We start from the raw sequence: 21,239 nt of genomic DNA on the forward strand, positions 1-21,239 counted from the left end.
AGGAGATTGCCATGAAACACGACCATTTTGTTGTTCAAAGCCCGTCCGCTCCGGCGAAACAGCTGCTGCTGTTGTTTCATGGCGTTGGCGACAACCCGGTGTCGATGGGGCAGATTGGCAGCTTCTTCGCGCCGCTGTTTCCCGATGCGCTGATCGTCAGCATCGGCGGCGCTGAACCCTGCGGGCCCGCCCCGGGGCGTCAGTGGTTTTCCGTTCAGGGCGTAACGGAGGAGAACCGCCAGCAGCGCGTTGACGCTATCATGCCGACGTTTATCGCCACCGTGAAGTACTGGCAGGCGCAGAGCGGCGTCGGGCCGACGGCGACGGCGCTGATCGGTTTTTCCCAGGGGGCGATTATGTCGCTTGAGAGCATCAAGGCTGAACCCGGCCTTGCCTCACGCGTCATTGCGTTTAACGGCCGTTTTGCCACGCTGCCGTCGCATGCCGATACGTCGACCACGATTCATCTGATTCACGGCGGAGAAGACCGGGTCATTGATCTGGCCCACGCCGTGGCGGCGCAGGAGGCGCTGGTGAACGCCGGTGGCGATGTGACGCTGGATATCGTGGAGGACCTGGGGCATGCCATTGACGACCGCAGCGTGCAGCTGGCGCTCGACCATCTGCGTTTTACCGTGCCGAAGCACTATTTCGATGAAGCGCTCAGCGGCAGCACGCCGAAAGATGATGATGTGATTGAGCTGATGTGATTATCGCTCACTCCGTCCTCTTCGTTGCAGGAGAGGGCGGAGTGACGCGCGGGTTACTTCTTCTGCTCTTTCTTCGGCCAGTCGTCGTCATCGTCCCATTTATCGTTAAAATCGCGATGCGGCGGGAGATCCGGTTTATTGGCGAGAAATTTTTTGTGATCCACGCGCTTGAGATCTTTGATGACGTTAATGATAACGCCGACCAAAAAAACCAGCACCAGGGTCCACCAGTATTTAGCCAGCCAGTCCATGTGCAATACCTCTTTGTAATGTCTCGTTAAGCAACCAGCTGTTCCATAATACGCTGATACATGCGGGCCAGCAGCTGCAGGTCGGCCGCGTTCACACACTCATTTATTTTATGAATGGTGGCGTTCACCGGCCCCAGCTCCACGACCTGCGCGCCCATGCGGGCGATGAAGCGTCCGTCGGACGTTCCGCCGGTGGTCAGCAGCTGCGGTTTCACCTCATTATAGTGCTCAATGGCGTTGACGACCGCATCAACGAGCTTGCCGCGTCCCGTCAGGAACGGCTGGCCGGAGAGCCACCAGTCGAGGGTGTAGCGCAGCTGGTGTTTATCCAGCAGCGCCACCACTTTCGCTTTAATCGCCTCGTCGGTCAGCTCGGTGCTGAAGCGGAAGTTGAACTGTACGTGGAGATCGCCTGGGATCACGTTGTTGCTGCCGGTGCCTGCCTGGATATTGGCAATCTGCATGCTGGTCGGCGGGAAATAGTCGTTGCCTTTATCCCACTCGATAGCCACCAGCTCGTTAATCATCGGCGCGGCGCGGTGGACCGGGTTATCGGCCAGATGCGGGTAGGCGACATGGCCCTGGACGCCGTGAATGGTCAGATTGCAGGTGAGCGAGCCGCGACGGCCGTTTTTCACCACATCGCCGACCACTTCGGTGCTCGACGGTTCGCCGACCAGGCAGTAGTCCAGGCGCTCATTACGCGCCATCAGCGCTTCCACCACTTTGACGGTGCCGTGGGTGGCGCTGGCCTCTTCATCGGAGGTTATCAGAAACGCCAGCCGCCCTTTATGGTTCGGGTGCTGGGCGACAAAGCGCTCCGCCGCCACGACCATCGCCGCCAGCGATCCTTTCATATCCGCCGCGCCGCGGCCAAACAGCATACCGTCGCGAATGGTGGGCTCAAACGGCGGGTTGATCCAGCGGTTCGCGTCGCCTGCCGGGACGACGTCGGTATGTCCGGCAAAGGCAAGGGTTTCGCCCTTACCGCGCCACGCCCAGAAGTTTTGCGTGTCGCCAAAGTCCATCGCTTCGACGGTAAAACCAATGGCGCGCAGTCGCTCAATCATCAGCGCCTGGCATCCTGCATCATCGGGGCTAAGGGAAGGGCGGCGAATCAGCTGCTGAGCCAGCTCAATGACCGGGCAAGACATAAACTACACCTCGTTAAAATATGTTTGGTAACTGGAATCGCTGAAACCCAGCAGCATAGGCTTACCCGGCGCGCAGAGCAATGGGCGTTTGATGATTGCCGGCATTTCCAGCATCAGCACGGCGGCGGCATCGGCGTTGGTAATCGAGGCGCGCAGGCTTTCGTCCAGTTTACGCCAGGTGGTGCCGCGGGTGTTCAGCAGCGCTTCCCAGCCCAGTTCGCCGATAAACGCATCCAGCTGCGCGCGATCCAGGCCGTCGGCGCGATAGTCGTGGAAGCGGTATTCCCGCTGCTGCAACTCCAGCCAGCGGCGGGCTTTTTTGATGGTGTCGCAGTTCTTTATTCCGTACATCGTAATCATGTTTAATCCTTTTTGTATAACGCAGGCAAATTACTCAAATTTTTCGATGGAATAATACGCGAATTAGCGCGGGAGGGATAATGTTCTGCGGCGGAAAAGGTTTAGCCCTTATATGAGTAAATTATCAATATAAGTGCATAAATAACGAAATTGGCTGATTTACCTGGGTGTTTCAAAATATTGCGATAAGTCACATTAAATTTATAGGTATAGCACCATAGTTATCTTAAGCCAGTAACCCGCCCCAGGAGGAGCAATCATAGCAATTGGTTAAATGATCTTCACATCGCAAGAGAGTTTCCTTAAACTAACGATAATAATAAGAGAGGCCATTATGATTGAACGTGAACTGGGGAACTGGAAAGACTTTATCGAAGGCATGCTTCGTAAATGATTTTCTGTAGTAAACCACTGCGCTAAATAAAGAGCATGATAAGAAAAGGCGACCGACAGGTCGCCTTTTTTGTGTCTGGCTATTATTCGTGCGGTTCCTTCAGCGGGAAACGGCGGCGAATCAGCACAAAGAACAGCGGGACGAAGAAGATGGCGAGCACCGTGGCGGAAATCATCCCGCCCATCACGCCGGTACCGACCGCGTGCTGGCTGCCGGAGCCTGCCCCGGTGCTGGTCGCCATCGGCAGCACGCCGAAGACAAACGCCAGCGAGGTCATGATGATGGGGCGCAGACGCTGGCGGCAGGCGTGTAGCGTCGCGGCCAGCAGGTCCTGGCCTTTGGCGTTCATCTCGTTGGCGAACTCGACGATCAGAATGGCGTTTTTCGCCGACAGGCCGATAACCGTTAACAGCCCCACCTGGAAGTAAACGTCGTTTTCCAGGCCGCGCATCCAGGTGGCCAGCAGCGCGCCGATGACCCCCAGCGGTACCACCAGCATGACGGAGAACGGTACTGACCAGCTTTCATACAGCGCCGCGAGGCACAGGAAGACCACCAGCAGAGAGATAGCGTACAGCGCGGGCGCCTGGGAGCCGGAGAGGCGCTCCTGGTAAGACATCGCCGTCCACTCAAGGCCAAAGCCGGTCGGCAGCTGGCTGACCAGTTTCTCCATGACGTTCATTGCGGTGCCGGTACTCACGCCCGGCGCGGCTTCACCGATAATCTCAACCGCAGAGTAGCCGTTGTAGCGCTCAAGGCGCGGCGAGCCGGTTTGCCAGCGGGAGCTGGCAAAGGCGGAGAAGGGCACCATTTCGCCGCTGCTGTTGCGTACATACCACAAATTGATATCGTCCGGCAGCATGCGATACGGCGCGGCGGCCTGCACGTAAACCTTCTTCACGCGGCCGCGATCCATAAAGTCGTTAACGTAGTCTGAGCCCCAGGCCGTCTGCAGGGTATCGTTGATATCGTCGATCGACACGCCCAGCGCCTGCGCTTTGCGCTGGTCGATATCCACCTGCAGCTGCGGGCTGTCGTCGAGGCCGTTGTGGCGCACGCGGGTGAGCTGTTCATTATTGCCCGCCAGCGCTAACAGCTTATCGCGGGCCGCCATCAGCGCCGCGTGGCCCTGACCGGCGTGATCCTCAAGCTCCATATCGAACCCCGCCGAACTGCCCAGCCCGCTGATGGCTGGCGGGTTGTTGGCGAAGACGCGGGCTTCGTTTATCTGATTAAACGCCTTTGTGGCGCGTTCGATGATGGCAAAGGAGCTGCCGGTTTTCGGATCGCGCGCATCCCAGTCTTTCAGACGCACAAACATACGCGCCACGTTCTGCCCGTTACCGCCGGGGCCGGAGCCGATCGTGGAAAAGATGGAGGCGACGTTGGCCTGCTCGTGGCTGAAAAAGTAGTTCTCGACTTTTTTAACGACCTTCAACGTCTGCTGTTGCGTTGAGCCGCTGGGCAGCTGTACCGAGGTGAGGAACATACCGCGGTCTTCCTGCGGCAGGAAGGAGGTCGGCAGACGCATAAACAGCACGACCATGCCGCCGAGCAGCAGCACATAGATAAGCATCCAGCGCACGCTGCGGTGCAGGATCCTGCCCACCGCGGTTTCATAGCGTTCGGCGTTGCGGTTGAACACCCGGTTAAACCAGCCGAAGAAGCCTTTTTTGCCGTGCTCTTCCCCTTTGTGTATCGGCTTGAGCAGCGTGGCGCACAGCGCCGGGGTGAGGATCATCGCCACCAGCACCGACAGCACCATGGCTGAGACGATGGTAATGGAGAACTGGCGATAGATGGCGCCGGTCGTGCCGCCGAAAAAGGCCATCGGCACAAAGACCGCCGACAGCACCATGGCGATCCCCACCAGCGCGCCCTGTATCTGCCCCATCGACTTGCGCGTCGCCTCTTTCGGCGAAAGCCCTTCGGCGCTCATGATGCGCTCGACGTTTTCCACCACCACGATGGCGTCATCCACCAGCAGGCCTATCGCCAGCACCATGGCGAACATGGTCAGGGTGTTAATGCTGTAGCCGCAGGCATACAGGATGGCGAAAGTGCCCATCAGCACCACCGGTACGGCGATAGTGGGGATAAGCGTCGCGCGGAAGTTCTGCAAAAACAAATACATCACCAGAAATACCAGCGCGATAGCTTCCAGCAGTGTTTTCACCACATCGTGAATCGACGCCTTCACGAAGGAGGTGGTCTCATAGGCGATTTTGTATTCAAGACCGTGCGGGAAGTAGTGCGACAGCTGATCCAGACGATTCAACACCAGCTCGGCCGTTTGCATCTCGTTGGCGCCGGACGCCAGCTGAATCCCCAGGCCAGAGGCCTGGTTGCGGTTGTAAAAGCTGAGGTAATCGTAGCTTTCCGCTCCGAGCTCCACTTTCGCGACATCGCCGAGCGTCACCAGCGAGCCGTCCTTATTAACGCGCAGGGTGATATCCCGGAACTGCTGCGGCGTTTGCAGCAGCGACTGGGCGTTAACCGTCGCGTTCAGCGCCTGCTTATCGACGGACGGCGTCCCGCCAAGCTGACCGACGGCAATCTGCGCGTTCTGCGAAGAGATGGCGTCGGTGACGTCTTTGGTGGTTAGCTGGTAGCTGGTGAGCTTCGCCGGGTCGAGCCAGATGCGCATCGAGTATTGCGAACCATAGGCCGAAATATCGCCGACGCCGTTAATACGGCTCAGCGGCTCCTGGATATTACTGGCGACGTAGTCGGCGATATCCTGCTTGTCCATACTGCCGTCGGTGGAGACGAAGGCGATGGTCAGGATGTTGGTATCGCCGGTTTTACGCACCGTTACGCCCTGATCCTGCACCGCCTGCGGCAGCTTCTTCATCGCCGATTGCAGCTGGTTTTGCACCTGCTGCATCGCCTCGTTGGGATCTGTTCCGGCGCTAAAGGTGAGGGTAATCGTCGCCTGGCCCGCGGAGCTGCTCTGCGAGGACATATACATCAGGTTATCGAGCCCGGTCATGTTCTGCTCAATAACCTGCGTTACGGTATTCTCCAGCGTTTGCGCCGAGGCGCCGGGATAGTTGGCCGTAACGCGCACGTTCGGCGGCGCCAGATCGGGATATTGTTCAACGGGCAGCGACAGAATTGCCAGGGTTCCGGTCAGGCACAACAGAATGGCCAGTACCCAGGCAAAAATGGGGCGATCGATAAAGAAATTCGCCATTGGAATCAGGACCTCATTTTGCTCATTTTCTTGTTATGACACAGCTTCGCACACTGTAGCGGCATGGCCTGAAGCAAACGTGGAGAAATTAAGGAGATATTGTAAATTATCATGCCGCTTTTGCGCACCGTCATACAAAAACAGACGCTTTCCGGAAAGGCCCGCTGACGACAAACCGGGAGCGGCGGCGTAAGATGTTTATTCACTCTGACGCTGTGGAGACCGTATGTCGTTCAAGATTGATGTTATCAAAGATAAGATCCTGTCAGACAACTACTTCATATTACGCAATATCACCTACGATTTAACGCAAAAAAATGGCGACGTCATCCGCCATAAAAGGGAGGTCTACGACCGGGGCAATGGCGCCACCATTCTGCTCTATAACCCGCGCAAGCAGACGGTCGTGCTGGTACGCCAGTTCCGCATCGCCACCTGGGTTAACGGCAATGAAAACGGCATGCTGATAGAAACCTGCGCAGGCCTGCTGGATGACGACGAGCCGGAAGCCTGCATCCGCAAAGAAGCCATCGAAGAGACCGGCTACCAGGTCGGCGAGGTGCGCAAAGTTTTCGAGCTGTATATGTCGCCGGGCGGCGTGACCGAAATTGTGTACTTCTTTATCGCCGAATACGATGACAGCCTGCGCGCGAACGCCGGCGGCGGCGTCGAAGATGAAGCCATTGAGGTGCTGGAGCTGCCGTTTGCTGAGGCGCTGGCGATGATGAAGCGCGGCGAAATTTGTGACGGCAAGGCGGTAATTCTGCTGCAGTACCTGCAAAACGCGGGTTTAATGGACTAATCCGATTGAGCGTAACCGCCGCGTTACGCCAGGATGACCCCAGAGCATGATGTTTTTTTTCTTCTGGGGTTGTTCTGTGCACTACCGTCTCATTTTCCTTCTTTTTCTGGCCTGGTGCCCGTCGTTTACGTCGTGGGCCGCCCCTGCGCAGCAGGCGTTTGGCGACTGGCTGGTGACCTGCAACAACCAGAATTTCTGTCTTGCCCGCAACGTCGGGAACCACCGCGGACTGGTGATGACGCTTGGCCGCAGCGCTGGCGCTCACACCGATGCCGGTCTGCGCATCGAGCTGGGGGGGCCGGAGAACCTGCTGCCGAAGACGCCGGCCATCGCGCCGCGGCTGCTGTTTGACGGACGCCCCCTGACGCTGGCCGGCGAGCGCTGGCAGGTGGCGCCGTGGCTGCTCAGCACCAGCGACAGCGCGACGATCAATCGCTTTTTGCAGCATATTCAGGACGGGCAGGCGATTAGCCTGAAGCAGGGCAACCAGAGCATCTCCCTGGCGGGGCTGAAGGCGGCGCTGCTGTTTATTGACGACCGGCAAAAGCGCGTGGGCAGCGAGACCGCCTGGATTGGCAAGGGCGACGAGCCGCCGCTGAGCGTGCCGCCCGCCCCGGCGCTGAAGTCGGTCGCCAGAGTCAACCCCACGGCGGCGCCGTTCAGCCGCGAAGAGCTCAACGATCTGCTGGATTACGGCAACGTGCGCATGAACAACAGCGCCTGCTCGCTCGACCCTCAGCGCCGCGAGATTTGGGTCACGCCGTTGACCGATGAAAAGGCGCTGCTGATCCAGAGCTGCGAATCCGGCGCCTACAACACCATTTACCTGGCCTGGCTGGTCTCCCGCGAAAAGCCGTTCACCGCCCGGCAGATAAACCTGCGCCTGCCGTTTCTGCCCCCGGACAGCGACAGCCGCGATATTGAGCTGGTAAATGCCACGTTTGACGGTAAAACGCAGGAGCTGACGACCCTTGAAAAGCTGCGGGGCGCTGGCGACTGCGGCGTACAGACGCGCTGGCGCTATGACGGCCAGCGCTTTCGCCTGGTGCGGTATGCCGGTATGCCGGTATGCGATAACTGGCAGGGGCCAGATGCCTGGCCCACGCTGTGGATCACCCGTTAAGCACTTTTCTCGCCTGAGCGAGCACGTTGTCGACGGTGAAGCCGAAATGCGGGAACAGTTTGTCCGCAGGGGCGGACTCACCGTATTGCCTCATGCCGACGATGGCCCCCTTAAGGCCGACGTATTTATACCAGTAGTCGGCGATCCCGGCCTCTACCGCCACCCGGGCGGTGACGCCTGACGGCAGCACCGATTCGCGGTACTGTTCGTCCTGGGCGTCAAACACGTCGGTCGATGGCAGCGACACCACCCTGACGTTCACCCCTTCCGCCCGCAGCGTTTCGGCGGCCTGTACGGTAATTTCCACCTCCGAGCCGGTGGCGATAAGAATCAGGTCCGGTTTACCGCCCGCGTCTTTTAACACGTATCCGCCGCGGGCGATGGCCTGCACCTGCTCCGTCGAACGCGCCATCTGCAGCAGGTTTTGCCGCGACAGAATCAGCGCCGTCGGGCCGTGGCTGCGCTCGACCGCCGCTTTCCACGCCACCGCCGTTTCCACCTGGTCGCACGGCCGCCAGGTGCTGAAGTTGGGGGTAAGCCGCAGGCTGGCAAGCTGCTCCACCGCCTGATGCGTCGGACCGTCTTCCCCGAGGCCGATGGAGTCATGAGTGTAGACCATAATCTGGTGCGCCTTCATCAGCGCCGCCATGCGCGCGGCGTTGCGGGCGTATTCGACGAACATCAGGAAGGTGGCGGTATAGGGGATAAACCCGCCGTGATGGGCGATGCCGTTGGCGATAGCCGTCATCCCGAATTCGCGCACGCCGTAGTGCAGATAGTTGCCGGCGTGGTCCTCCTTAAGCGAGCGGGAGCCTTTCCAGATAGTCAGGTTGCTGGGGGCCAGGTCCGCCGAGCCGCCGAGCAGCTCCGGCAAGTCGGGGCCATAGGCGTTAAGGGTGTTTTGCGAGGCTTTGCGGGTGGCGATTTTCGCCGGTTCCGACTGCATTTTCGCGATCCAGTCGTGGGTCACCTGCTGCCAGTCGGCGGGCAGCTCGCCGCGCATGCGGCGGCCGAACTCCGCCGCCAGCTGCGGATGCGCTTTCTGGTAGGCGGCGAACTTCTCGTTCCAGCTGTGCTGCGCTTTTTGGCCTTTGTCCCGCGCATCCCAGGCGCTGTAGATTTCTTTTGGGATCTCAAACGGCGGATACTTCCAGCCGAGCTGCTGGCGCGCCAGCGCCACCTCTTCTTCGCCCAGCGCCGCGCCGTGAGCTTCCTCCTTACCGGCTTTGTTCGGCGAGCCGAAGCCGATAATGGTCCGGCACATGATAAGCGATGGCTTATCCGTCACGCGCTGCGCTTCTTCAATGGCCTGCTTCACCGCCTGCGGGTCGTGGCCGTCGATGTCATGAATCACGTGCCAGTGATAGGCTTCAAAGCGTCTGGCGGTATCATCGGTAAACCAGCCTTTGGTCTCTCCGTCGATAGAGATGCCGTTGTGATCGTAAAAGCCGATAAGCTTCCCGAGCCCCAGCGTTCCCGCCAGCGAGCAGGCCTCGTGGGAAATGCCCTCCATCAGACAGCCGTCGCCCATAAATACCCAGGTGTAGTGATCGACGACGTCATGACCCGGCTGATTGAACTGCGCGGCCAGCGTTCGTTCGGCGATGGCCATGCCGACCGCATTCGCCAGCCCCTGGCCCAGCGGCCCGGTGGTGGTCTCTACGCCGGGCGTATAGCCGATTTCCGGGTGCCCCGGCGTTCTGGAGTGCAGCTGGCGGAAGTTTTTCAGCTCGGAGACAGGCAGGTCGTAGCCGCTCAGGTGCAGCAGGCTGTAGAGCAGCATCGAGGCGTGGCCGTTGGATAAAATAAAGCGGTCGCGGTCGAACCAGTGGGGATCGTTCGGGTTGTGTTTGAGGAAATCGTTCCACAGCACTTCGGCGATATCCGCCATGCCCATCGGCGCGCCGGGGTGGCCGGAGTTGGCTTTTTGCACGGCATCCATACTCAGGGCGCGAATCGCGTTAGCAAGCTCTCTTCGGGACATAGTTAACTCCGTGGCAAAAGTTACAGTTTGGCCGCAAGCAGATCTTCCAGTTTGCGCTGATCGACGGCAAACAGGCGGATACCCTCCGCCAGCTTATCTACCGCCATGGCGTCCTGGTTATGCTCCCAGCGGAATTCGGCCTCCTGCATTACGGCAGGGTGTTGAAAGTACAGCGAAGGCGGCACCAGTTTGCGGATGACCGGCGCATCGCTCTCCTGTAGCGATTGCAGCAGCGCGGGGGCGATGGTCAGGCGATCGCAGCCAGCCAGCGCCAGAATCTGTTCGGTACGGCGGAAGCTGGCGCCCATGACGATAGTGTCGTAGCGGTGCTGTTTGAAATAATCGTAAATATTGCGCACGGATTTGACGCCGGGATCCTGGTCCGCCACGTACGGGACCATCGGCTCACGCTGCTGATACCAGTCGTAGATGCGCCCGACGAACGGCGAGATCAGAAATACCCCCGCTTCGGCGCAGGCGCGGGCCTGGGCAAAGGAGAACAGCAGCGTCAGGTTGCAGCGGATCCCCTCTTTTTCCAGCGTCTCGGCGGCGCGGATCCCTTCCCAGGTGGAGGCAAGCTTAATCAGCACCCGCGATTTATCAATTCCCTGGGCGGCGTACAGCGCGATCAGCCGCTGGGCTTTCTTGATGCTTTGTTCTTTATCGAAAGACAGGCGGGCGTCCACTTCCGTTGAAACGCGACCGGGGATGCTTTTGAGGATTTCGATGCCGACGTTGACAGCCAGCTTGTCGCAGGCGTCGATCACGCGCTGCTCGCGGTTGCTGCTCTGCTGTTTCGCCCAGGCCACGGCGTCGTCAATGAGCGGGGCGTACTGCGCAAGCCCGACGGCTTTCAGCAGCAGGGAGGGGTTGGTGGTGGCATCTTCCGGCTGATAATGCCGAATCGACTCGATGTCGCCGCTGTCGGCGACGACCGTGGTGTATTGTTTAATACCGTCTAGCTGGTTCATGAAAAAGACTCCTTAAAAGCGGAGCTTTTGCGCTCGCGTTTCTGGAAAAGTCATGACGTGCATAACAAAAAAGCATAGCAGACGGGGATGGTGTTGCTTTCGATACCCGGTAACATGGACGTTAAAAATTGATAACAAAAAAGCGGCTGTGATGCCGGGAATATGGCGGCCTTCAAAGTTTATGCCGCGCTCAACGGCGATACTCAATGGTTAGCACCAGGAGACGCTAAAACGCATTTCTACCTATAGAACGATACGTGAAAGGAACATCAGATGGATGACCAGTTAAAACAAAGTGCCCTCGACTTCCACGAATTCCCGATCCCAGGGAAAATCCAGGTCTCGCCAACCAAGCCCCTGGCGACGCAGCGCGATCTGGCGCTGGCCTATTCGCCTGGCGTTGCCGCACCGTGTCTCGAAATCGAAAAAGATCCCCTGGCGGCCTACAAATACACCGCGCGCGGCAACCTGGTGGCGGTGGTGTCTAACGGTACGGCGGTGCTTGGCCTTGGCAACATCGGCGCGCTGGCCGGTAAGCCGGTAATGGAAGGTAAAGGGGTGCTGTTTAAGAAGTTCGCCGGTATCGACGTGTTCGATATCGAGGTCGATGAGCACGATCCGGATAAGCTTATCGACGTGGTCGCCGCCCTTGAGCCGACGTTCGGCGGCATCAACCTTGAAGACATTAAGGCGCCTGAGTGCTTCTACATTGAGCAGAAGCTGCGCGAGCGTATGAATATTCCGGTCTTCCACGACGACCAGCACGGGACGGCGATCATCAGCACCGCCGCTATCCTCAACGGCCTGCGCGTTGTCGAAAAGACCATTTCCGACGTCCGGATGGTGGTATCCGGCGCGGGAGCGGCGGCGATTGCCTGTATGAACCTGCTGGTGGCGCTGGGCATGCAGAAGCGCAATATCGTGGTCTGCGACTCGAAAGGCGTTATCTACCAGGGCCGCGAGCCCAATATGGTGGAGACGAAAGCGGCCTATGCGGTGGTCGATGACGGCAAGCGCACGCTGGACGACGTGATTGATGGCGCCGATATTTTCCTCGGCTGCTCCGGTCCGAAGGTGCTGACTCCGGAGATGGTGAAGAAAATGGCGCGCGCGCCGATGATTCTGGCGCTGGCGAACCCGGAGCCGGAGATTCTGCCGCCGCTGGCGAAAGCGGTTCGCCCGGACGCGATTATCTGCACCGGCCGCTCCGACTACCCGAACCAGGTAAACAACGTGCTGTGCTTCCCGTTCATTTTCCGCGGGGCGCTGGACGTTGGCGCGACGGCGATCAACGAAGAGATGAAGCTTGCCGCCGTGCACGCGATCGCCGAGCTGGCGCACGCCGAGCAGAGCGAGGTCGTGGCCTCGGCCTATGGCGATCAGGATCTGAGCTTTGGCCCGGAATACATCATTCCAAAACCGTTCGATCCGCGCCTTATCGTGAAGATTGCGCCCGCGGTCGCCAAAGCGGCAATGGAGTCCGGCGTGGCGACGCGTCCTATCGGAGACTTTAGCGCTTACGAAGACAAGCTGAGCGAGTTTGTTTATAAAACCAATCTGTTCATGAAGCCGATTTTCTCCCAGGCGCGTAAAGAGCCCAAACGCGTGGTGCTGGCGGAAGGGGAAGATACCCGCGTTCTGCACGCCACCCAGGAGCTGATTACCCTGGGGCTGGCGAAACCGATTCTTATCGGCCGTCCGAACGTGATTGAAATGCGCATCCAGAAGCTGGGTCTGCAGATCAAGCCGGGCGTGGATTTTGAAATCGTCAACAACGAGTCGGACCCGCGCTTTAAAGAGTACTGGAGCGAGTACTATCACATTATGAAGCGCCGCGGCATCACCCAGGAGCAGGCGCAGCGTCATGTGATCAGCAACACCACGGTTATCGGCGCCATCATGGTGCAGCGCGGCGAAGCGGATGCGCTGATTTGCGGTACCGTTGGCGACTATCACGAGCACTTCAACGTTATCCAGCCGCTGTTTGGCTACCGTGACGGCGTGCATACCGCCGGCGCCATGAACGCGCTGCTGCTGCCGAGCGGCAACACCTTTATCGCCGATACCTACGTCAACGACGATCCGACGGCGGAGCAGCTGGCGGACATTACCCTGATGGCGGCGGAAACCGTACGTCGTTTTGGCATTGAGCCGCGCGTGGCGCTGCTGTCGCACTCCAACTTTGGCTCCTCCAACTGCCCGGCGGCGACCAAAATGCGCACCACGCTGGCGCTGGTGCGCGAGCGCGATCCGGAGCTGATGATTGACGGCGAGATGCACGGCGACGCCGCGCTGGTGGAGAGCATTCGCCTCGACCGGATGCCGGACAGCCCGCTGAAAGGCGCCGCCAATATTCTGGTGATGCCGAATATGGAGGCCGCGCGCATCAGCTATAACCTGCTGCGCGTCTCCAGCTCTGAAGGGGTCACCGTAGGGCCGGTGCTGATGGGGGTGGCGAAGCCGGTACACGTGCTGACGCCGATCGCCTCGGTTCGCCGTATCGTCAATATGGTGGCGCTGGCGGTGGTCGAAGCGCAGACCCAGCCGCTGTAATTTATTTTTAATTAATTCCGGCGCGGGTTTCTCCCGCGCCTTTTTATTTCCTTTCTTAGTGAGCTACCTCACCTTTTAAATCACCTTGCCGAATTTTGTTATTTACCCCGACAAAAAATTGTCACGATGAGGACAGTTTCAGCGGAGGTGTCAGGCAATGGATAAAGAACGCATCATTCAGGAATTCGTGCCGGGAAAACAGGTCACGCTGGCGCATCTTATTGCGCACCCCGGCGGGGAACTGGCTAAAAAGATCGGCGTTCCTGATGCGGGCGCTATCGGCATTATGACGCTGACGCCGGGCGAAACCGCGATGATTGCCGGGGATCTGGCGACAAAGGCCGCCGATGTACATATCGGTTTTCTCGACAGATTCAGCGGCGCGCTGGTGATTTACGGCTCCGTCGGCGCCGTGGAAGAGGCGTTATTGCAGACGGTCGGCGGGCTGGGGCGATTATTAAATTTCACCCTCTGTGAGTTAACGAAAAGTTAATTGGAGGCGGCGATGAAACGTATTGCTTTTGTCGGCGCCGTTGGCGCAGGAAAAACAACGCTTTTTAATGCGCTACAGGGGAATTATTCCCTCGCCAGAAAAACGCAGGCCGTGGAATTTAATGATAGCGGCGATATTGATACACCCGGGGAATATTTTAGCCATCCCCGCTGGTATCACGCCTTAATTACCACGCTGCAGGACGTGGATACGCTGATTTATGTCCACGCGGCGAATGACCTGGAAAGCCGCTTACCTGCCGGGCTGCTGGATATCGGTTCCAGTAAACGACATATCGCGGCGATCAGCAAAACGGACATGCCGGATGCCGACGTCGCCGCCGTGCGACAGCTGCTGCGCAGGATGGGGTTCGGGGAGCCGATTTTCGCGCTCAACAGCCAGGACCCGCAAAGCGTACAGCAGCTGGCGGACTATCTGGCAGCACTTAGCGAACAGGAGGAAGGGGCAGGTGAAGAAACTCATTACAGCTAACGATATTCGTGCGGCCCACGCACGCGGCGAACAGGAGATGTCGGTTGTACTGCGCGCCAGCATCATTACCCCGGAAGCGCGCGAGGTCGCGGAGCTGCTGGGGTTCGCCATCACCGAATGCGAGGAGTCGGCCCCGGCGACGGCAGCGGTGGAAGACGCCAAAACCGAAAGCCAGCGCATCCGCGAGACCATCATCGCGCAGCTGCCGGAAGGGCAGTTTACCGAAAGCCTGGTGGCGCAACTGATGGACAAGGTGATGCAGGAGAAAAAGTCGCTGGAGCAGGGCGGCATGCAGCCGGGTTTTACATCGGTAACCGGGAAAGGCGGCGTGAAGGTGATTGACGGCAGCAGCGTCAGGTTTGGCCGCTTTGACGGCGCCGAACCGCACTGCGTCGGCTTAACGGATCTGATTACCGGGCAGGACGGCAGCAGCATGGCCGCCGGGTTCATGCAGTGGGACAACGCCTTTTTCCCGTGGACGCTGAACTACGACGAAATCGACATGGTGCTCGACGGCGAGCTGCACGTGCGGCATGAAGGCGAAACCCTGATTGCCAAAGCCGGGGACGTGATGTTTATCCCCAAAGGTTCCAGCATCGAATTCGGCACGCCGTCGACCGTGCGCTTCCTGTACGTGGCCTGGCCTGCAAACTGGCAATCTTTATGAAAGATTTCATTACCGAAGCCTGGCTCAGAGCGAACCACACGCTCAGCGAAGGGGCGGAGATTCATCTTCCGGCGGATAGCCGCCTGACGCCCTCGGCCCGGGAGCTGCTGGAAAGCCGTCATCTGCGCATCAAGTTTCTGGATGAACAGGGAAGCCTGTTTGTTGACGACGAACAGCAGCAGCCGCAGCCGGTGCACGGTTTGACCAGCAGCGATACGCATCCTGAAGCCTGCTGCGAGCTGTGCCGCCAGGCGGTCACGAAAAAGCCGGACGCGATGACCCATCTGACCGCCGACAAAATGGTCGCCAAAAGCGACCCGCGGCTGGGATTTCGCGCCGCGCTCGACGGCACCATCGCCCTGGCGGTGTGGCTGCAAATCGAACTGGCGGAACCCTGGCAGCCGTGGCTTGCGGATATTCGCTCGCGTCTGGGCAACATTATGCGCGCCGACGCGATGGATGAGCCGCTGGCGGCGCAGTCCATCGTCGGGCTTAACGAAGACGAGCTGCACCGGCTTTCCCATCAGCCGCTGCGCTATCTTGACCACGATCATCTGGTGCCGGAAGCCAGCCACGGCCGCGATGCCGCGCTGCTGAACCTGCTGCGCACCAAAGTGCGTGAGACGGAAACCCTCGCCGCGCAGGCGTTTATCTCCCGCCATTTTGACGTGCAGCGTCCGGATATTTTGCAGGCGCTGAACCGCCTTTCGAGCGCGGTCTACGTGATGATGATTTTGTGCGTTGCGAAGCATCCGCTCACCGTTGCCCAGATGCAGCAGCGCCTGGGAGGTGAGCGATGATCATCGAACGCGCCCGAGAGCTGGCTTTACGCGCACCCGGCAGAGTGGTCTTTCCGGATGCGCTGGACGAACGCGTACTGAAAGCGGCGCACTACCTGCAGCAGCACGCGCTGGCGCGCCCTATTCTGGTCGCCAGCCCGTTCGCGCTGCGCCAGTTTGCCTTAAGCCACCGCATGGCGATGGACGGCATTCAGATCATTGACCCGCACAGCAACCGGCAGCTGCGCGAGGCGTTCGCCGGGCGCTGGCGCGCGCGCGCCGGAGAAAAAACGCCGCCGGACGCCGTTGAGAAGCTAAACGACCCGCTGATGTTCGCCGCGGCGATGGTGAGCGCAGGTCAGGCGGATGTCTGCATTGCCGGCAACCTCTCCTCAACGGCCAACGTGCTGCGCGCCGGGTTGCGCATTATCGGCCTGCAGCCGGGCTGCAAAACGCTGTCGTCAATTTTCCTGATGCTGCCGCAGTACGCCGGAACGGCGCTGGGTTTTGCCGATTGCAGCGTGGTGCCGCAGCCGACGGCGGCGCAGCTGGCGGATATCGCCATCGCCAGCGCCGACACCTGGCGGGCCATTACCGGCGTTGAGCCGCGCGTGGCGATGCTGTCGTTTTCCAGCAACGGCAGCGCCCGCCATCCCTGCGTCGCCAACGTGCAGCAGGCTTTGACTATCGTTCGCGAGCGCGCGCCGCAGCTTGTCGTCGATGGCGAACTGCAGTTTGACGCCGCCTTCGTCCCGGACGTCGCCGCGCAAAAAGCGCCCGACAGCCCGCTGCAGGGCAAGGCCAACGTGATGGTCTTCCCCTCGCTGGAGGCGGGCAACATTGGTTACAAAATCGCCCAGCGTATGGGGGGGTATCGCGCCGTTGGCCCGCTGATTCAGGGGCTTGCCGCGCCGCTTCACGACCTCTCCCGGGGCTGTAGCGTACAGGAAATTATCGAACTGGCGTTGGTGGCAGCAGTGCCGCGCCAGACTGACGTGAGCCGCGAATGCGACTCGCACACACTGGTTGTATAGGTCCCGTTCTGGACCCCCTTTGATTAAGAGGAAAACACAATGGAAGCATTAGGAATGATTGAAACCCGGGGCCTGGTTGCGCTGATTGAGGCCTCTGATGCGATGGTGAAAGCCGCACGCGTGAAGCTGGTTGGCGTGAAGCAGATTGGCGGCGGTCTGGTTACCGCGATGGTTCGCGGCGACGTCGCGGCCTGCAAAGCGGCAACCGACGCAGGCGCCGCCGCGGCGCAGCGTATCGGCGAGCTGGTTTCCGTGCACGTGATCCCGCGTCCGCACGGCGATCTGGAAGAAGTGTTCCCGATCAGCTTCAAAGGCGACAGCAGCAACATGTAATGGCTCAATGCCGCATCGGTGCCGGAAGGCGGCGTAAACGCCTTATCCGGCCTACGGGTACGCATTCATCGTAGGCCGGATAAGCGAAGCACCCTCCGGCAAATCTCACCCACGGAGGCGGGTATGAAACTGGCAGTCGTCACTGGACAAATCGTTTGTACCGTACGCCATCAGGGGCTGGCGCATGACAAATTGCTGATGGTGGAAATGATCGATGCCCAGGGAAATCCCGACGGGCAGTGCGCCGTCGCTATCGACAGCATCGGGGCGGGCGCCGGTGAGTGGGTGCTGCTGGTCAGCGGCAGCTCCGCGCGTCAGGCGTACGAGCGCGAATCGTCGCCTGTCGACCTGTGCGTGATTGGCATCGTTGATGAAGCGGTGGCTGGCGGTCAGGTGATTTTCCACAAATAGGACTGAACATCATGAATCAACAGGATATTGAACAGGTGGTGAAAGCGGTGCTGCTGAAGATGAAAGACAGCAGCCAGCCCGCCTGCGCCGTTCATGAAATGGGCGTCTTCGCCTCCCTGGATGACGCGGTCGCGGCGGCAAAAGCGGCGCAGCAGGGGCTGAAGAGCGTGGCCATGCGCCAGCTGGCCATTCACGCTATCCGTGAAGCAGGCGAAAAGCACGCCAGAGAATTAGCGGAACTTGCCGTTGCCGAAACCGGCATGGGACGCGTCGACGATAAATTTGCCAAAAACGTGGCGCAGGCGCGCGGCACGCCGGGCGTGGAGTGCCTGTCCCCGCAGGTGCTGACCGGCGATAACGGCCTGACGCTGATTGAAAACGCGCCGTGGGGCGTGGTGGCTTCGGTGACCCCGTCCACCAACCCGGCGGCGACGGTGATTAACAACGCCATCAGCCTGATTGCCGCGGGCAACAGCGTCGTGTTCGCTCCCCATCCGGCGGCGAAAGGCGTTTCCCAGCGGGCAATCACGCTGCTCAACCAGGCGGTGGTGGCAGCTGGCGGACCGGAAAACCTGCTGGTGACTGTGGCGAACCCGGATATCGAAACCGCCCAGCGCCTGTTTAAGTACCCCGGTATTGGCCTGCTGGTGGTGACCGGCGGCGAGGCGGTGGTTGAGGCGGCGCGTAAGCACACCAACAAACGTCTGATTGCCGCTGGCGCCGGTAACCCGCCGGTGGTGGTCGATGAGACCGCCGATCTGGCGCGCGCGGCGCAGTCTATCGTCAAAGGCGCGTCGTTTGATAACAACATTATCTGCGCCGACGAGAAGGTGCTGATCGTGGTGGATAGCGTCGCCGACGAGCTGATGCGCCTGATGGAAGGCCAGCAGGCCGTCAGGCTTACCGCTGACCAGGCCGAAGCGCTCCAGCCAGTGCTGCTGAAGAATATCGATGAGCGCGGCAAAGGCGCCGTCAGCCGCGACTGGGTCGGCCGCGATGCGGGCAAAATCGCCGCGGCGATAAATCTTCCGGTGCCAGAGCAAACGCGTCTGCTGTTCGTCGAAACCGCCGCCGACCATCCGTTTGCCGTCACCGAACTGATGATGCCGGTTCTCCCGGTCGTGCGGGCGGCTAACGTTGAAGAGGCTATCGCGCTGGCGGTCCGGCTCGAAGGCGGCTGCCACCACACGGCGGCAATGCACTCGCGCAATATCGACAATATGAACCAGATGGCGAATGCCATTGATACCAGCATTTTTGTCAAAAACGGGCCGTGCATCGCCGGGCTGGGGCTGGGCGGCGAAGGCTGGACCACCATGACGATTACCACGCCTACCGGGGAAGGGGTAACCAGCGCGCGCACTTTTGTACGTCTGCGTCGCTGCGTACTGGTGGATGCATTCCGCATCGTCTAAGGAGAGAGAAATGGCGCGCGACGAACAACGCTGGCTCACCCCCAGGCTGCAAAACGCGGCGGATCTGTGCAATCAGCCTCCCGCCGCCAGCGAATCACCGCTGTGGCTGGGGGTTGATTTGGGCACCTGCGACGTGGTGTCGATGGTTGTCGACAGCGACGGCCAGCCGGTGGCGGTGTGCCTTGACTGGGCCGACGTCGTGCGTGACGGCATCGTCTGGGATTTCTTCGGCGCCGTCACTATCGTGCGCCGCCATCTCGATACCCTCGAACGGCAGCTCGGCCGGCGCTTTACCCATGCGGCGACCTCGTTTCCGCCGGGCACCGACCCGCGTATCTCCATCAATGTGCTGGAGTCTGCCGGGCTGAACGTGAGCCATGTGCTGGATGAGCCGACTGCGGTGGCGGAATTGCTGGCGCTCGACAACGCGGGCGTCGTGGACATCGGCGGCGGCACCACCGGGATCGCCATCGTTAAGCGGGGCAAGGTGACGTATTCGGCGGATGAAGCGACCGGCGGTCACCACATTTCCCTGACCCTGGCCGGAAACCGCCGCATGCCGCTGGAAGAGGCGGAACAGTTCAAACGCAGCAACGCGCGCGACATTTGGCCGGTGGTAAAACCGGTGTACGAAAAGATGGCGGAGATTGTCGCCCGTCATATTGAAGGGTAAGGGATCGCGGATTTATGGCTGGCGGGCGGCGCCTGTATGCAGCCGGGCGTGGAGGCGCTGTTTCGTCAGCGCTTCCCGGACTTAGCGGTGCATCTGCCGCAGCACAGCCTGTTTATGACGCCGCTGGCGATAGCCAACAGCGGGAAAGAGAAAGCGGAGGGAATCTATGCAAGCTGAACTGCAGACGGCGCTGTTTCAGGCCTTCGATACCCTGAATCTGCAGCACCTGAAGACCTTCAGCGTTCCGCCGGTGACGCTGTGCGGTCTCGGCGCGCTCAGCGCCTGCGGCCCGCAGGCGCAAACGCGCGGCTTAAGCCATCTGTTCGTGATGGTCGACAGCTTCCTGCACCAGGCGGGAATGACCGCTGGGCTTGAGCGCAGCCTGGCGATGAAGGGCGTGGCGATGACGGTGTGGCCGTGCCCGGTGGGCGAGCCCTGCATTACCGACGTCTGCGCGGCGGTGGCGCAGCTGCGCGAGTCGAAGTGCGACGGCGTGGCGGCTTTCGGCGGCGGTTCGGTGCTGGATGCGGCGAAAGCGGTCGCGCTGTTGGTGACCAACCCTGACCGGACGCTGGCTGAAATGACGGAGCGGAGCGTACTGCGTCCGCGCCTGCCGCTGATTGCGATACCCACTACCGCCGGAACCGGTTCAGAAACCACCAACGTGACGGTGATTATCGATGCGGTGAGCGGGCGCAAGCAGGTGCTGGCGCACGCGTCTCTGATGCCGGATCTGGCGATTCTCGACGCCGCGCTGACGGAAGGGGTACCGCCGCACGTGACAGCGATGACCGGGATTGACGCCCTGACCCACGCCGTCGAGGCCTACAGCGCCCTCAACGCGACGCCGTTTACCGACAGCCTGGCGATTGGCGCGATAGCGATGATCGGCAAGTCGCTGCCGAAAGCGGTGGGCTACGGTCATGATCTTGCCGCGCGGGAGAGCATGCTGCTCGCCTCCTGCATGGCGGGGATGGCGTTTTCCAGCGCCGGGCTGGGGCTGTGCCATGCCATGGCGCATCAGCCGGGCGCCGCATTGCACATTCCGCACGGGCAGGCGAACGCCATGCTGCTGCCGACGGTGATGGGCTTTAACCGCATGGTCTGCCGCGAACGCTTTAGCCACATCGGGCGGGCGTTAACCAACAGGAAATCTGACGATCGCGATGCCATCAATGCAGTCAGTGAGTTGATTGCTGAGGTGGGCCAGAGCAAACGGCTGGCGGATGTTGGCGCAAAAGCAGACCACTACGGCGCCTGGGCGCAGGCCGCGCTGACTGATATTTGTATACGCAGCAACCCACGCACCGCCTCGCAGGAGCAGGTTATCGACCTGTACGCGGCGGCGCAATAAAGCATACCCGTCGCCGCATTGCCTGATGGCGCTGCGCTTATCAGGCCTACGAGCACAGGAAATGTAGGCCGGATAAGGCGGTTACGCCGC

Annotated in this window: 20 protein-coding genes and 1 pseudogene; 15 read left to right on the plus strand and 6 right to left on the minus strand. The window is 60.3% G+C overall.

Annotated elements, in window-relative coordinates; genetic code table 11:
• Nucleotides 1–11 precede the first annotated feature (11 nt).
• Nucleotides 12–710: an esterase gene (ypfH, locus tag ENTCL_RS06440; protein WP_013365308.1), complete on the plus strand. Its 699-nt coding sequence runs from the start codon at nt 12–14 to the stop codon at nt 708–710.
• Between the two features lie 53 nt (nt 711–763).
• Here the strand turns inward: ypfH and ENTCL_RS06445 are convergent, their stop codons facing one another.
• Genes ENTCL_RS06445 through ENTCL_RS06455 form a run of 3 tightly spaced genes read right to left on the minus strand, consistent with a single transcriptional unit; the run spans nt 764 to nt 2,475 of the window.
• Nucleotides 764–961 carry a YpfN family protein gene (locus ENTCL_RS06445; RefSeq protein ID WP_013365309.1) on the minus strand — a complete coding sequence of 66 codons (198 nt, stop codon included), beginning with the start codon at nt 959–961 and terminating at the stop codon, nt 764–766.
• Nucleotides 962–987: 26 nt separating this feature from the next.
• Nucleotides 988–2,115 carry a succinyl-diaminopimelate desuccinylase gene (gene dapE / locus ENTCL_RS06450; protein WP_013365310.1) on the minus strand — a complete coding sequence of 376 codons (1,128 nt, stop codon included), beginning with the start codon at nt 2,113–2,115 and terminating at the stop codon, nt 988–990.
• A 3-nt stretch (nt 2,116–2,118) separates the two neighbouring features.
• On the minus strand, nt 2,119–2,475 hold the full coding sequence (locus tag ENTCL_RS06455; RefSeq protein ID WP_013365311.1) for an ArsC family reductase: 357 nt from the start codon (nt 2,473–2,475) through the stop codon (nt 2,119–2,121).
• Between the two features lie 334 nt (nt 2,476–2,809).
• Between ENTCL_RS06455 and ypfM the strand changes: the two genes are divergently transcribed.
• Nucleotides 2,810–2,869, plus strand: coding sequence for a protein YpfM (gene ypfM, locus ENTCL_RS23600; protein ID WP_015572204.1), 60 nt, complete (start codon nt 2,810–2,812; stop codon nt 2,867–2,869).
• An 82-nt stretch (nt 2,870–2,951) separates the two neighbouring features.
• On the opposite strand, the gene acrD is transcribed toward ypfM, so the two are convergent.
• On the minus strand, nt 2,952–6,065 hold the full coding sequence (gene acrD / locus ENTCL_RS06460; RefSeq protein ID WP_013365312.1) for a multidrug efflux RND transporter permease AcrD: 3,114 nt from the start codon (nt 6,063–6,065) through the stop codon (nt 2,952–2,954).
• A 226-nt stretch (nt 6,066–6,291) separates the two neighbouring features.
• On the opposite strand from acrD, the gene nudK reads away from it, so the two are divergent.
• Nucleotides 6,292–6,867 (plus strand): GDP-mannose pyrophosphatase NudK, encoded by a 576-nt coding sequence (gene nudK / locus ENTCL_RS06465; RefSeq protein ID WP_013365313.1) that lies wholly within the window; start codon nt 6,292–6,294, stop codon nt 6,865–6,867.
• A 76-nt stretch (nt 6,868–6,943) separates the two neighbouring features.
• The gene (locus tag ENTCL_RS06470) at nt 6,944–7,990 is read left to right on the plus strand and encodes a DUF1176 domain-containing protein (protein ID WP_044612076.1); all 1,047 of its coding nucleotides are present in this window, start codon (nt 6,944–6,946) and stop codon (nt 7,988–7,990) included.
• Here the strand turns inward: ENTCL_RS06470 and tkt are convergent.
• Both tkt and tal read right to left on the minus strand, forming a co-directional pair.
• Nucleotides 7,980–9,974, minus strand: a complete 1,995-nt coding sequence (tkt, locus tag ENTCL_RS06475) for a transketolase (RefSeq protein ID WP_013365315.1) — start codon at nt 9,972–9,974, stop codon at nt 7,980–7,982. The genes ENTCL_RS06470 and tkt overlap by 11 nt on opposite strands.
• A 20-nt stretch (nt 9,975–9,994) precedes the next feature.
• Nucleotides 9,995–10,945 carry a transaldolase gene (tal, locus tag ENTCL_RS06480; protein ID WP_013365316.1) on the minus strand — a complete coding sequence of 317 codons (951 nt, stop codon included), beginning with the start codon at nt 10,943–10,945 and terminating at the stop codon, nt 9,995–9,997.
• A 273-nt stretch (nt 10,946–11,218) separates the two neighbouring features.
• Here tal and maeB point away from each other — a divergent pair, with 273 nt between their 5' ends.
• From maeB to eutG, 11 genes and pseudogenes are all read left to right on the plus strand, one after another.
• On the plus strand, nt 11,219–13,498 hold the full coding sequence (maeB, locus tag ENTCL_RS06485) for an NADP-dependent oxaloacetate-decarboxylating malate dehydrogenase (protein ID WP_013365317.1): 2,280 nt from the start codon (nt 11,219–11,221) through the stop codon (nt 13,496–13,498).
• Nucleotides 13,499–13,655: 157 nt separating this feature from the next.
• On the plus strand, nt 13,656–13,991 hold the full coding sequence (gene eutS / locus ENTCL_RS06490; protein ID WP_013365318.1) for an ethanolamine utilization microcompartment protein EutS: 336 nt from the start codon (nt 13,656–13,658) through the stop codon (nt 13,989–13,991).
• A gap of 12 nt (nt 13,992–14,003) precedes the next feature.
• Nucleotides 14,004–14,483 carry an ethanolamine utilization acetate kinase EutP gene (gene eutP / locus ENTCL_RS06495; protein ID WP_013365319.1) on the plus strand — a complete coding sequence of 160 codons (480 nt, stop codon included), beginning with the start codon at nt 14,004–14,006 and terminating at the stop codon, nt 14,481–14,483.
• Nucleotides 14,461–15,150, plus strand: a complete 690-nt coding sequence (eutQ, locus tag ENTCL_RS06500; RefSeq protein ID WP_013365320.1) for an ethanolamine utilization acetate kinase EutQ — start codon at nt 14,461–14,463, stop codon at nt 15,148–15,150. The genes eutP and eutQ overlap by 23 nt, the downstream gene beginning before the upstream one ends.
• The gene (gene eutT / locus ENTCL_RS06505; protein ID WP_013365321.1) at nt 15,147–15,950 is read left to right on the plus strand and encodes an ethanolamine utilization cob(I)yrinic acid a,c-diamide adenosyltransferase EutT; all 804 of its coding nucleotides are present in this window, start codon (nt 15,147–15,149) and stop codon (nt 15,948–15,950) included. Before eutQ ends, eutT begins: the two co-directional genes overlap by 4 nt.
• Nucleotides 15,947–16,963 (plus strand): phosphate acetyltransferase, encoded by a 1,017-nt coding sequence (pta, locus tag ENTCL_RS06510; RefSeq protein WP_013365322.1) that lies wholly within the window; start codon nt 15,947–15,949, stop codon nt 16,961–16,963. Before eutT ends, pta begins: the two co-directional genes overlap by 4 nt.
• Before the next feature lie 39 nt (nt 16,964–17,002).
• Entirely contained in the window at nt 17,003–17,296 is a 294-nt protein-coding gene (gene eutM / locus ENTCL_RS06515) for an ethanolamine utilization microcompartment protein EutM (protein WP_013365323.1), read from the plus strand.
• A gap of 123 nt (nt 17,297–17,419) precedes the next feature.
• The gene (gene eutN, locus ENTCL_RS06520; RefSeq protein ID WP_013365324.1) at nt 17,420–17,707 is read left to right on the plus strand and encodes an ethanolamine utilization microcompartment protein EutN; all 288 of its coding nucleotides are present in this window, start codon (nt 17,420–17,422) and stop codon (nt 17,705–17,707) included.
• Between the two features lie 11 nt (nt 17,708–17,718).
• The gene (locus tag ENTCL_RS06525) at nt 17,719–19,122 is read left to right on the plus strand and encodes an aldehyde dehydrogenase family protein (protein ID WP_013365325.1); all 1,404 of its coding nucleotides are present in this window, start codon (nt 17,719–17,721) and stop codon (nt 19,120–19,122) included.
• 10 nt (nt 19,123–19,132) lie between these two features.
• Nucleotides 19,133–19,972, plus strand: a pseudogene (eutJ, locus tag ENTCL_RS06530) (ethanolamine utilization protein EutJ).
• Nucleotides 19,962–21,149, plus strand: a complete 1,188-nt coding sequence (gene eutG, locus ENTCL_RS06535; RefSeq protein WP_013365326.1) for an ethanolamine utilization ethanol dehydrogenase EutG — start codon at nt 19,962–19,964, stop codon at nt 21,147–21,149. The pseudogene eutJ and the gene eutG overlap by 11 nt, the downstream one beginning before the upstream one ends.
• The last annotated feature ends 90 nt before the right edge of the window (nt 21,150–21,239 follow it).

It is taken from the genome of [Enterobacter] lignolyticus SCF1, assembly GCF_000164865.1.
In the GTDB taxonomy this organism is placed as follows: domain Bacteria; phylum Pseudomonadota; class Gammaproteobacteria; order Enterobacterales; family Enterobacteriaceae; genus Enterobacter_B; species Enterobacter_B lignolyticus.